This window comes from Paratractidigestivibacter sp. (assembly GCF_963660155.1).
Taxonomy (GTDB): domain Bacteria; phylum Actinomycetota; class Coriobacteriia; order Coriobacteriales; family Atopobiaceae; genus Paratractidigestivibacter.
The window spans coordinates 28201-40217 of sequence record NZ_CAVKWG010000007.1; the positions used below are offsets into that span (position 1 = coordinate 28201).

Below are 12017 nucleotides of genomic sequence, written 5' to 3' on the forward strand. Positions count from 1 at the left end.
TGACGCCGTTTGACCTTTGATTGGAGACCACATGGGAATGTTCTCGACGAAGGGCATCTACGCCCTGCGCGCGATGGCCGACCTCGCAGGCCACGAGGGCTGGGTCTCCCTGGGCGACGTCTCCAAGCGCCAAAACATCTCGCGCAAGTACCTCGAGCAAGTCATCTCGCTCATGCACAAGGCGGGCTACGTGCAGAGCCAGCGCGGCAAGGGCGGCGGCTATAAGCTCACCCGCGACGCGAGCGACTACACGCTGGGCGAGATCCTGCGCGCGGCCGAGGGCTCCCTTGCGCCCGTGAACTGCCTCGATTGCTCCAACGGCACCATCTGCCCGCAGGTCAACACCTGCTCGACGGTGAGCGTTTGGCGCGACCTCGGCCGCGTGACCTCGAGCTATCTCGACTCCAAGACCCTCGCTGACCTCGTGCACCCCGAGGGCGGCAGCTGCAACGTCACTTTCCAGGACCTCTAGCAGGACCGGCAAAGGAGACAGTCCCTTTTGCCGGTGAAGGAGCCGCCATGTCGGGCCGCGTCACCGCCCAGGACGTCGCGAAGGCCGCCGGGGTCTCCCCCGCCACGGTCTCGCTCGTCTTCCACAACAAGCCGGGCATTAAGGCCCAGACGAGGAGCCACGTGCTCGCGACCGCCATGGACCTCGGCTACAAGCCGAGCGCGCCGGCGCAGCTTCCCGCCGAGATCCGCACCCTCACGCTGGCGATCTTTCGCCAAGAGGGCTCGGCTAATTTCGAGTCTCCCTTCTTCGAGCACCTCGTCAAGGGCATCTCCGACGAGATTCGCCGAACCCACGGCTACCGGCTCTCCGTCTCGTATTTCTACGGGGACAGCGACGCCGAGCCCCAACTCGAGGAGCTGCGCGCCACCGCCCCCGCCGGAATCATCGTCCTCGCGACCGAGATGCACTCGCGCGACGTCGACACCTTCACGGGCCTCGGCCTGCCCCTGGTCCTTCTCGACAACTGCTACGGGTCCAAGGCCGTCGACAGCGTGGTCATCGACAATGAGCGCGGCGCGAAGGCAGCCGTGCGCTACCTGAGCACCCAAGGCCACAAGAGCATCGGCATGCTGCACTCCAGCGAGGACCTCAAGAATTTTCGCGAGCGCCGCGAGGGGTTTCTCTCGGCGATACGCAAGCTGCGCGCAAAAGGCCAGGTAGACGAGCCCGTTATCGTTGACATCGGGCACTCGATCGGCGACAGTTACCGCCGCATGTGCGAGTACCTCGACGCGATACCCGAGGTTCCCACGGCCTTCTTCGCGAGCAACGACCACGTGGCCTCCTACTGCATCCGAGCACTTCAGGAGCATGGCCTGCGCGTGCCGGAGGACGTCTCGGTGATCGGTTTCGACGACGTCGAGTTCGCCGCGAGCATGAACCCGCCGCTGACCACCATGCGCGTCCCGCAGGAGAGCATGGGCGAGCTCGCGGTCAAGCGCCTGCACGACCTCATCGACGGGCGCACGAGGAGCATCGTGCACCTGCGCGTCCAGCCCGAGCTCGTCGCCCGCTCAAGCGTCCGCCGCCTCGTGCACTGACGCCCCGCGCACAAAAAACGGGGATGGCGGCAGTTTTCCAGGACCCGCCCGAGTAGCCGAATTTCGGTCAGCCCGTCTACCTGCAGTTTTATTGCGCGAAAAGCGCGGCATACTCGGACGGTCCGCGAGAAACTGCCGCCATCCCGGATTTTTTGCAGCAAGCCGGCCCGAAAGCGCCGTTATGCGGGTGATCGCGGGCCGCAGCCCCTAAATTGCAGGGCAAGAGAGGGTGCCAGGAAGCAAAAACAACCCCGGGTACGCCCGGATGCCGCCGCAAGGCGCCCTACAGTCCCGGCTTTCGGGTGTAGGGCAGCGTGCTGCGGATAAACTCGATGCTGCGCTCGTAATCGCCGGCGATGACGCAGCTGTACAGCGTGTCGAGCACGAACTGCACCGAGATATGCGACGCGAACTGCGTGATGCGGTGCAGCGTGCTCTCGGAGTCGCCGATGAGGAGGTACTCGGCGAGCCCCGGGTTGCGGTCGCGGGCCATCGGCGCCCCGATCAGGACCGTGGGCACCCCACGCTCGGCGAGCACGGGCAGGAGCTGCGGAAAGAACAGGTTCACGCCCGAGTAAGAAATGAGCACCGCCACGTGCGAGGCGTCGGAGGTCAGCGCCGTGCGGATCTTTCGCTCCTGCCCCTCGTGGCACGTCGCCGAGCGCCCTGCCGAAAGCAGGCGGTCGACGAACATCTGCGCAGGATAGAGGTTATGCGACTCGGTGTACACGTCGACAACGGACGCCCCGCGCACAAGGTCGGCCACCCGCCCCAGCGCCTCGGCGTCGAGCGCCTCGAGCGTCTCCTCAATGGCCTCCGCGTAGAGCGACTTCATGCCCGCGGCCACGCGCTCGGCCCCCCAACCCGCGTCGAAGGGGAAGTCGAAGTCCACATCCGCCGGCCGCTCTCCCCTCGCCGCGGCGCGCGCGAGCTCGACCTTGAGCTCCTTCAACCCCTCGACCCCGAGCTTCTTGCACAGGCGGTGCACCGTGGCCACCGACGTTGCCGATGCGGCTGCGAGCTCCTTGATTGAGGCCCCCTGGATGCGCTCCCCCATGGCGAGCACCGTACCCGCGAGCTGGCTCTCGGTCGGCGTGAGCCCCTTGGCCTCGCGCAGACGCCTGCGTATATCCATGCCCCGACCTCCGTAAAGTTTCAAAAAGTGTCAGCACTACTGTACCTAATGCCGCAACCTGCGAAGAAGAAGTTTCATCTCCCCTGACACCTAACACCTTGCCGCAACTTTGGGCGATACTAGCAAAGACGATATTTCCCCAAACGATTGGAGCATCATGGCAGACACCACCAAGCGTTTCCCCGACGGCTTCCTCTGGGGCGGCGCGACCGCCGCGAACCAATGCGAGGGCGCCTACAACGTGGACGGTCGCGGCCTGGCCAACGTCGACGTGACCCCGCACGGCAAGGATCGATTCGCCGTCGTGGCCGGCGAGCGCAAGATGCTCGACTTCGAAGACGGCTACTACTACCCCGCCCAGACCGGCATCGATTTCTACCACCACTACAAGGAGGACATCGCCCTCTTTGCCGAGATGGGCTTCAAGACCTTCCGCATGTCCATCGCCTGGACGCGCATCTTCCCCAACGGCGACGAGGAGCAGCCCAACGAGGCCGGCCTCGCCTTCTACGAGGACGTTTTCCGCACCTGCCAGAGCTATGGCATCGAGCCGCTCGTGACCATCACACACTTCGACTGCCCCATCCACCTCATCAAGAAGTACGGCGGCTGGCGCAGCCGCGAGCTCATCGAGTTCTATAAGCGCCTCGCCACCACCCTCTTCACCCGCTACAAGGGCCTCGTCAAGTACTGGCTCACCTTCAACGAGATCAACATGATCTTGCACCTGCCGTTCATGGGCGCGGGCATCGTGTTCGATGAGGGCGAGGACCACGACGCCGCCAAGTACAAGGCCGCCCACAACGAGCTCGTCGCCTCCGCTTGGGCAACCAAGATCGCCCACGAGATCGACCCCGAGGTCAAGATCGGCTGCATGATGGCCGCCGGCACCTACTACCCCTACAGCTGCCGCCCCGAGGACGTGCGCGCCGCCCAGGTCGACACCCAGAAGGAGCTCTGCTTCATCGACGTCCAGGCCCGCGGCAAGTACCCCAACCACGCCCTCAAGGACTTCGAGCGCCGCGGCATCGACCTCGGCATGACCGACGAGGACGCCCAGCTCCTGGCCGAGAACACTGTGGACTTCATCAGCTTCTCTTACTACAATACCCGCACCTCCGCCGCCCCCGACACCGAGTGCGAGCGCACCCAGGGCAACGCCTTCGCAGGCCCCAAGAACCCCTACCTCAAGAGCTCCGAGTGGGGCTGGGCGCTCGACCCGCTGGGCTTCCGCATCACGCTGAACGACATGTACGACCGCTACCAGAAGCCGCTCTTCGTCGTCGAGAACGGCCTCGGCGCCAAGGACACGGTCGAGGAGGACGGCTCCGTCAACGACGACTACCGCATCGACTACCTGCGCGCCCACATCGTGGCCATGCGCGACGCCGTGGTCGAGGACGGCGTGGACCTCATGGGCTACACCACTTGGGGCCCGATCGACCTCGTCAGCGCCGGCACGGGCGAGATGAGCAAGCGCTACGGCTTCATCTACGTCGACCGCGACGACGCCGGCAACGGCACCCTGGCCCGCTCCAAGAAGAAGTCCTTCGACTGGTACAAGAAGGTCATCGCCACCAACGGCGCCGACCTCGCCTAAACGCACCCGCCAGCCTGCAAAAGGTAACCGCCCCTTCGCACCCCCCTTCACAAGAAAGGACCCCCTCGCATGTCCACGCTCTACATGGTCCGCCACGGTCAGACCCTCTTCAACGTCCTGCGCCGCAAGCAGGGCTGGTGCGACTCGCCGCTGACCGAGCTCGGCATCGAGCAGGCCCGCGCCGCCGGCCGCTGGGTCGCGGACCAGGGCCTTGTTTTCGACCACGTGTACAGCTCGACTTCCGAGCGCTGCTGCGACACCTGCGAGCTCGTCGTGCCTGGCGTGCCCTACGAGCGCGTGAAGTGCCTCAAGGAGTGGAACTTCGGCAAGTTCGAGGGCGTCACCGAGGACCTGAACATCCAGGTCCCCTACGGCGACTTCTACGTGCAGTTCGGCGGCGAGGACGAGGTCGAGTTCCGCAACCGCCTCGTCGAGGGCGTGCTCGAACTCATGCGCCGCCCCGGCCACGAGCGCGTCCTCATGGTCTCCCACGGCGGCGCGATGAGCCAGGTCCCGCGCTACTTCGGCGACGACTACAGGAGCCACACCGACATGAAGCGCCTGCCCAACTGCGCCATCTGCCGCTACGAGTTCGACGGCGACAAGACCCTCTCGCTCCAAGAGGTCATCGACCCCGCCGCCTGCTAGAGCCTGTCCCCAACCTGCGCGCGCCCCGATGCCCGCCTGCGCCACTCGGCAGGCGGGCATCCGTATGCCGAGCGGAACTTGCGGTAGAAGAAGCTCATATTCTCGTAGCCCACGGCGTGCGCCGCGTCCTCCACGGTCGCCGAGCCGGTAGCGAGCAGGTCCGCCGCGTGCGCGAGCTTCTGGTCCTGAACAAGTTGCAGGTAGGTGCGCCCGGTCTTCTTCTTGAGCAGCGCTGAGAGATAGTTCGGCGACACGAAGAACCGCTCTGCCACGCCCTCCAGCGTGCAGGTGAGGAAGTGCTCCTGGATGTAGCGCACGACCGAGACCACCGAGACGCCCGCCGCGGAGCTCTCCTGCTCGCGGCGCACGTAATCGCTCTCGTAGACGTTCATGAGCTCGGCGATGAGCAGCTGGAACAGGCGAAGGATGATCTTATCGGCGTGCGACGAGGGCTCGAGGTACTCGCAAAGCAGCTCCTGGAAGATGCGCCGCACGCGGTTGTTGCGCTGGCTGTGGAAGCGCACGTAGCGATTGTGGTCGCTCCGCTCGTTCAGCGAGCTGATAAGGAAGTCGCCCAGCCAGTCGTCGCCCTCGCGCGTCTCCTCGAGGCAGCGGCGCAGAAGGCTCGGCTGCAGGCAGATGGAAACCATGATGTCCTGCTCGCCGAGCGACCCGATGGCGTGCGGGCAGTTCGAGTCGAGCAGCAGCACCTGGTTCTCGCGCAGGAGCACCTCCTCGCCGTTGACCACCTGCGGGCAGCTCCCGCGGTAGACGTAGCTCATCTCGACGTAGGAGTGGACATGCTCGGGCATGGGGTTGAACCGCGAGTGCCGGCGGATGTAGAGCTCGTTGTCGAGCGCGATCGGGGCGCGGCCGCGGCCCGTGCCGACAGCGGACGACCAATTGGCGAAAGACCAACCTTTAAGCTGCATGACCTGCCGGCCGTTTACTACGGCGACCACCTCATCGCCATACCGCGACCAGTCGAAGGTCGCGCCATCGCGATATTCCCGCTCGCTGTCGGACAACTTGGAAAGCGTCCTATTGAGCTCCTCGATTTCCATGTGTCGCCCCCTATTCAACGTTGATTCGGTCATATTCTAGCGCTGATTCGGATATAGGCCGACCATCGGCGCGCGGAGTATGCTCGTATCAACAACCGCCATCGCACAGATTGGAGCCGGACTTGGGCATCGACTACGGCACCTACGAGAACCACGTGCTCCCCTTCCTCTGGATGAAGGGCGAGGACCACGACACCATCCGCGAGTACCTGGAGGCCATCGCCGGCGCGGACATCCACGAGGTCTGCCTCGAGAGCCGCCCGCACCCCGACTTCTGCGGCGACGGCTGGTGGTCTGACCTGGGCTTTATTATCGAGGAGTGCAAGAAGCTCGGCCTCAAGCTCTGGATTCTGGACGACGCGCACTTCCCCACCGGCTACGCCAACGGCACCGTGAAGGAGGCCGCGCCCGAGCTCCGCAAGGTCGTGCTCACCCACCGCGTCATCGACGTCGTCGGGCCTGCGCCGCAGGTGAGCATCGCCCTCGGCAACATGTTCGATGCGACCGAGGAGTTCTACGGCGTCGTCTTCACACAGGACGGTAAGTTCGTCGACGTCGAGCGCCGCGTGGTCGAAGGCGACGGCGGCAAGCCCTCCGCGCTCGTGTTCGACGCGCCTGCCGGCCACATCAAGGCCTGCGTGCTTCTCACCAGCCGCCAGACGAGCTACAACCCCGACTACATCAACATGGTGGACAAGGCCTCGTGCGACCAGCTCATCGCCGCCGTGTACGAACCCCACTACCACCACTTCGGCGACGAGTTCGGCCGCACGATCCTCGGTTTCTTCTCCGATGAGCCCGGTTTTGCCAACGAGAAGGGCATCACCTTCGAGGACGGCACCTCCGATTGCCTCATCGGCAAGTACCGCATGCCGCTGCCTTGGTCGGTCGAGCTCGAGCGCCGCCTCAAAGAGCGCTGGGGCGCCGAGTACCTGACGAACCTCGCGCAGCTCTGGGGCCGAGAGGCCGCCGGCGCCGACGCCCGCGTGGGCTACATGGAGGAGGCCACGCGCCTCTACGAGGAGTGCTTCTGCGGCAACCTCGGCAACTGGTGCCGCGAGCACGGCGTCTCCTACATCGGCCACGTCATCGAGGACAAGGACGGCCACGCGCGCCTCGGCGCCGGCGCCGGCCACTATTTCCGCGCGGTCGGCGGCCAGGACATGGCGGGCGTCGACATCGTGATCAACCAGGTCGTCCCCGGCATCGACTCGGGCACACACGACTACGGCCGCGGAAACTGGGACATGGAGTTCTACAACTACGCGCTGGCCAAGCTCGGCGCGTCGGCCGCGCACCTCGACCCCAAGAAGCAGGGCCGCTGCATGGCCGAGGTCTTCGGCGCCTTCGGCTGGCACGAGGGCCTGCGCCAGATGAAGTGGATCTGCGACCACTTCCTCGTCCGCGGCGTCAACTGGTTCGTCCCCCACGCCTTCAGCATGGCCCCTTTCCCCGACTTCGACTGCCCGCCGCACTTCTACGCGCACGGCAAGAACCCGCAGTTCAAGCACTTCCACATCCTAATGAGCTACCTCAACCGCATGGGCAGCGTCTTGTCGGGCGGCCGCATGCGGACGCCCGTGGCCGTGCTCTACCACGCCGACGCCGAGTGGGCAGGCGCCGCGCAGACCATCCAGCGCGTCGCGGCCGAGCTCGGGCGCGCCCAGATCGACTACGACTTCGTGCCCGCCGAGGCCTTCTCGGCAGACGGCGATAAGGGCCGCTACCAGCTCGGCATTGGCAACGGCGGCTTCGACGTGAACGGCCAAGGGTTCCGCTGCCTCGTGGTGCCGCGGCGCGAGTTCATCTCCGCGGACACGCTCGCGGCCATCGCCCGCGCCCAGGAGGCCGGCGTCGCCGTCTACTTCGTCGACGGCTGCCCCGATAAGGTCTACGGCGACGGGGCCGAGGCCCTCGGCGACGTGAGCTACCAAGTCATCAGCCTTACTTGCCTCGCCCAAGAGCTCGCGGCGCGCGACCTGCAGACCGTCCGCTGCGCCGAGCCCCAGCGCTGGCTTCGCGCCTGCCGCTACGAGAAGGACGGCCAGACCTGCGTCTTCCTCGTAAACGAGCACCCCAAGCAGGCCATCAGCACCACGGTTGAGCTCCCCGGCGAAGGCGCGCTAAAGGGCGCGGCCTTTGATGTGGTCAACGAGGGCGCGGCGCGCGCGTTCTGCGGCAGGCTCGACCTCGCCCCCTACGAGAGCGTTCTTGTGGTCGTCGGCGAGAAGGCCGCAGGCGAGGCCACGGATGTCGAAACCGCAAACGAGCCGCAGGTCATAGCCATCGAAGGCCCTTGGAGCGTCACCGCCCCCGACGGCTCCGCGGCCGAGCTCGCCGAGCTTTCCGACCTCACGTCGGACACGTTCCGCGGCCAGGCTGGCGAGTTTGTCTACACCGCCCAACTCGACCTTGCCGAGGACGCCGCGGCAGCGACGCTCGATCTCGGCGACGTCTACGAGGTGGCGGAGGTCGCCCTTGACGGGCGGCCCCTCGGCCTGCGCGTCTGCCCGCCCTATCGCTTCGACGCGGGCGAGCTCGCGGCCGGCGCCCACACGCTCGAGGTCCGCGTGATCAACACCCTCGACCACGCCGTCCGCGACATGTTCGCCCTCACCGAGCCGAGCGAGCCCTCCGGTCTTCTCGGCCCCGTCGCCCTTCTGGCCCGTTAACGTGAATCGCCGGGCCTCACGGCCCGGCAGCACCCCCCTCTTGCAGGCCAAATTCCAAGCATGTCCGACTTTTCGCACTTTAAAATCGGCTTCATCGAGTAGTCAGCATATTAAGCATCGTGTTTGCCCAGTTGAACAGTCATCGCATGCGCTTTGTTACTCGTCAAAGTAAATTTTAAAGTGCGAAATGTCGGACTTATGCTCAAAAGGCTCCATAAGCAAGCCGAATCCCGGCCCCCAACCCGATCGCGACCATCGATCACTCAGAGGCTTTTGTGCGGAGAAGTCTCAAAATGTATCAGCCGCAGCGCGCGTCAACACATGGCCTGCGAAAAGAGGTGTCAACTTAGCTGACACCTCTTTTCTTTCTAAAGCATTTCGGGGCATACTTGCCCCAGCAAGCACGTCCAACACGGTAGAAAGGATCGCATCATGGCAGCAGTTTTCCCTGAGGGCTTCTTCTGGGGCGGCGCCACCGCCGCCAACCAGTTCGAGGGCGCCTGGAACGTCGACGGCCGCGGCCCATCGGTCGACGACCACTTCATGGGCGGCTCTTACGAGAAGCCGCGCGAGATCACCCTCGAGATCGACCCCGATAAGCTCTACCCCAACCACGACGGCATCGATTTCTATCACCACTACGAGGAGGACATCGCCCTCTTCGCCGAGATGGGCTTCAACATGTTCCGTATGTCCATCTCCTGGAGCCGCATCTTCCCGAACGGCGACGACGCCGAGCCCAACGAGGCCGGCCTCGCCTTCTACGACCGCGTCTTCGACTGCTGCAAGAAGCACGGCATCGAGCCCCTCGTCACCATGTCCCACTACGAGATGCCCTACCACCTCGTCGAGAAGTACAACGGCTGGGCTTCCCGTGAGCTCATCGGCTTCTTCGAGAACTACGCCAAGACCATCCTCGACCGCTACCACGACAAGGTGACCTACTGGCTCACCTTCAACGAGATCAACTGCGGCACCCAGGACATGGGCAACCTCTTCGAGACGTCGATGATCCAGGGCTATGAGGGCCCCGCATCCGGCGTCCACACCTCTTGGCAGGACCGCTTCCAGGCCCTCCACCACCAGTTCGTCGCCTCCGGCCGCGCCATCCGTTACGCCCACGAGAACTACCCTGCGCTCAAGATGGGCAACATGGACTGCTTCATCCTGTCCTACGCCGGCACCTGCGACCCCGCCGACGTCCTGCTCAACCAGGAGCAGATGCGCCTCATGAACTGGTACTGCTCCGACGTCCAGGCCCGCGGCTATTATCCCTCCTACGCCAAGCGTTTCTGGCGCGAGCACGACATCGAGCTGCAGATCGCCGACGGCGACCTCGACGACCTCAAGGCCGGCAAGATCGACTTCTACACCTTCAGCTACTACATGAGCAACATCGTGGGCACCCACGACGTCGAGCAGGCCGCCGGCAACATGACCTTCGGCGGCAAGAACCCCTACCTCAAGTCCACCGACTGGGGCTGGCAGATCGACCCGACGGGCCTTCGCTACTCCTTGAACGAGATCTATGACCGCTACCAGATCCCGCTGATGGTCGTCGAGAACGGCATGGGCGCCTACGACACCGTCGAGGAGGACGGCTCCATCCACGACCCGTACCGCATCGCCTACCTGCAGGACCACATCAAGGCCATGGGCGAGGCCATCGACGACGGCGTCGACCTCATCGCCTACACCTGGTGGGGCCCGATCGACCTGGTCAGCGCCGGCACCGGCGAGATGCGCAAGCGCTACGGCTTCATCTACGTCGACAAGCACGACGACGGCACCGGTACCCTCGAGCGCAAGCGTAAGGATAGCTTCTACGCCTACCAGAAGATCATCAAGAGTAACGGGGCCGAAGGCTTGGAGTAAGAAAATCGGCTTCCTGAGGCGCCCGATCTGAGCCCGGTTGCCCTCCTCACGTACGTAAGTACGCCGCGTCGGGCAAGGCGGGCTCATCTCGGGCACCTCAGAAACCCGCTTACGTAGTTGATTACTACGTCACTGGACGGTCTAGGCGGCCGGCTTCGGCTGGCCGCTTTTTCTTACCAATACACCTGGATTGGAGCAGACATGAGCGATAAGAAGATCCTGTTCCTGGACGTCGACGGCACCATCACCAACTACGACAACCAGATACCGGAGTCGTGCAAGGCCGCTATCCGCGCCGCGCGCGCGAACGGCCACCGCGTCTACATGTGCACCGGACGCAGCAAGGCGGAGAACCCGCCCGAGCTCACCGATATCGGCTTCGACGGCATGATCGGCGGCAACGGCTCCTACGTCGAGTCCGACGGCGAGGTCGTCATGCATCAGCTCATCACCCTCGAGCAGTGCCGCCACATCGTCGACTGGCTGCACGGCCGCGGCCTCGAGTTCTACCTCGAGTCCAACAACGGCCTGTTTGCCAGTGAGAACTTCCGTGAGGCGGCGCGTCCCGTGCTGCGCGTCTACGCGGGTCGCAAGGGGGCACCCAACGCCGACACGCTCGAGACCGACGACGTCATGCACGGCATGGTCTACGGCGGCGAGCTCTACCGCGACGACCTCAACAAGGTGAGCTTCATCCTGAGCTCCTACCGAGACCACCTCGACTCCATCGAGGAGTTCCCCGACCTCGAGTGCCACACTTGGGGCGGCGCCGGCGAGACCGCCCTTTTCGGCGACATGGGCGTCAAGGACATCACCAAAGCCCACGCCATCGACGTGCTGCTCGAGCACCTGGGCGCCGACGTCGCCGACACCATCGCTTTCGGCGACGCAAAGATCGACATCCCCATGTTCGAGTGCTGCGGTTACTCGGTCTGTGTGGGCTCCGGCGGCGACGAGGCCAAGGCCGCGGCCGATTACGTGACCACCGACGTGGACGACGACGGCATCGCCAACGCTTTCAAGCACCTCGACCTCATCTAATAAGACAAGGGGACAGCCCGCCTGCGGTTTGGGGACAGCCCCCTTTTTGCACACGCGTCAGCCCGCCTGCGGTTTGGGGACAGCCCCCTTTTTGCACACGCGTCAGCCCGCCTGCGGTTTGGGGACAGCCCCCTTTTTGCACACGCGTCAGCCCGCCTGCGGTTTGGGGACAGCCCCCTTTTTGCACACGCGTCAGCCCGCCTGCGGTTTGGGGACAGCCCCCTTTTTGCACACGCGTCAGCCCGCCTGCGGTTTGGGGACAGCCCCCTTTTTGCACACGCGTCAGCCCGCCTGCGGTTTGGGGACAGCCCCCTTTTTGCACACGCGTCAGCCCGCCTGCGGTTTGGGGACAGCCCCCTTTTTGCACACGCGTCAGCCCGCCTGCGGTTTGGGGACAGCCCCCTTTTTGCACACGCGTGGAGGCTGCA

9 protein-coding genes are annotated in these 12017 nt (G+C 64.8%); 7 read left to right on the plus strand and 2 right to left on the minus strand.

The annotated features are described in order from the left end of the window. The first annotated feature begins 31 nt into the window (after positions 1-31). A complete protein-coding gene (locus U5709_RS00820) occupies positions 32-472 on the plus strand; it encodes an Rrf2 family transcriptional regulator (RefSeq protein WP_321972353.1) in 441 nt (146 codons plus the stop codon). Between the two features lie 47 nt (positions 473-519). Beyond that, positions 520-1554 carry a LacI family DNA-binding transcriptional regulator gene (locus U5709_RS00825; protein WP_321972352.1) on the plus strand — a complete coding sequence of 345 codons (1035 nt, stop codon included), beginning with the start codon at positions 520-522 and terminating at the stop codon, positions 1552-1554. 283 nt (positions 1555-1837) lie between these two features. On the opposite strand, the gene U5709_RS00830 is transcribed toward U5709_RS00825, so the two are convergent. Further along, positions 1838-2689: a MurR/RpiR family transcriptional regulator gene (locus U5709_RS00830; RefSeq protein WP_321972351.1), complete on the minus strand. Its 852-nt coding sequence runs from the start codon at positions 2687-2689 to the stop codon at positions 1838-1840. Between the two features lie 157 nt (positions 2690-2846). On the opposite strand from U5709_RS00830, the gene U5709_RS00835 reads away from it, so the two are divergent. Further along, the gene (locus U5709_RS00835) at positions 2847-4289 is read left to right on the plus strand and encodes a 6-phospho-beta-glucosidase (protein ID WP_321972350.1); all 1443 of its coding nucleotides are present in this window, start codon (positions 2847-2849) and stop codon (positions 4287-4289) included. 69 nt (positions 4290-4358) lie between these two features. Further along, complete coding sequence (locus U5709_RS00840) at positions 4359-4937, plus strand: histidine phosphatase family protein (RefSeq protein ID WP_321972349.1); 579 nt, start codon at positions 4359-4361, stop codon at positions 4935-4937. On the opposite strand, the gene U5709_RS00845 is transcribed toward U5709_RS00840, so the two are convergent. Then, on the minus strand, positions 4934-6001 hold the full coding sequence (locus tag U5709_RS00845) for an AraC family transcriptional regulator (RefSeq protein WP_321972553.1): 1068 nt from the start codon (positions 5999-6001) through the stop codon (positions 4934-4936). The genes U5709_RS00840 and U5709_RS00845 overlap by 4 nt on opposite strands. A 122-nt stretch (positions 6002-6123) precedes the next feature. On the opposite strand from U5709_RS00845, the gene U5709_RS00850 reads away from it, so the two are divergent. The 3 genes from U5709_RS00850 (at position 6124) to U5709_RS00860 (ending at position 11589) form a co-directional block, all read left to right on the plus strand. Further along, positions 6124-8673: a hypothetical protein gene (locus tag U5709_RS00850; protein WP_321972347.1), complete on the plus strand. Its 2550-nt coding sequence runs from the start codon at positions 6124-6126 to the stop codon at positions 8671-8673. Positions 8674-9105: 432 nt separating this feature from the next. Further along, entirely contained in the window at positions 9106-10548 is a 1443-nt protein-coding gene (locus U5709_RS00855) for a glycoside hydrolase family 1 protein (protein ID WP_321972346.1), read from the plus strand. Between the two features lie 201 nt (positions 10549-10749). Then, positions 10750-11589 (plus strand): HAD family hydrolase, encoded by an 840-nt coding sequence (locus U5709_RS00860; RefSeq protein WP_321972345.1) that lies wholly within the window; start codon positions 10750-10752, stop codon positions 11587-11589. The last annotated feature ends 428 nt before the right edge of the window (positions 11590-12017 follow it).

Excerpts from the sequence above, each read along its gene's own strand:
- U5709_RS00820 (WP_321972353.1), top strand. The coding sequence starts at position 32 with ATGGGAATGTTCTCGACGAAGGGCATCTACGCCCTGCGCGCGATGGCC.
- U5709_RS00825 (WP_321972352.1), top strand. The coding sequence starts at position 520 with ATGTCGGGCCGCGTCACCGCCCAGGACGTCGCGAAGGCCGCCGGGGTC.
- U5709_RS00830 (WP_321972351.1), bottom strand. The coding sequence starts at position 2,689 with ATGGATATACGCAGGCGTCTGCGCGAGGCCAAGGGGCTCACGCCGACC.
- U5709_RS00835 (WP_321972350.1), top strand. The coding sequence starts at position 2,847 with ATGGCAGACACCACCAAGCGTTTCCCCGACGGCTTCCTCTGGGGCGGC.
- U5709_RS00840 (WP_321972349.1), top strand. The coding sequence starts at position 4,359 with ATGTCCACGCTCTACATGGTCCGCCACGGTCAGACCCTCTTCAACGTC.
- U5709_RS00845 (WP_321972553.1), bottom strand. The coding sequence starts at position 6,001 with ATGGAAATCGAGGAGCTCAATAGGACGCTTTCCAAGTTGTCCGACAGC.
- U5709_RS00855 (WP_321972346.1), top strand. The coding sequence starts at position 9,106 with ATGGCAGCAGTTTTCCCTGAGGGCTTCTTCTGGGGCGGCGCCACCGCC.
- U5709_RS00860 (WP_321972345.1), top strand. The coding sequence starts at position 10,750 with ATGAGCGATAAGAAGATCCTGTTCCTGGACGTCGACGGCACCATCACC.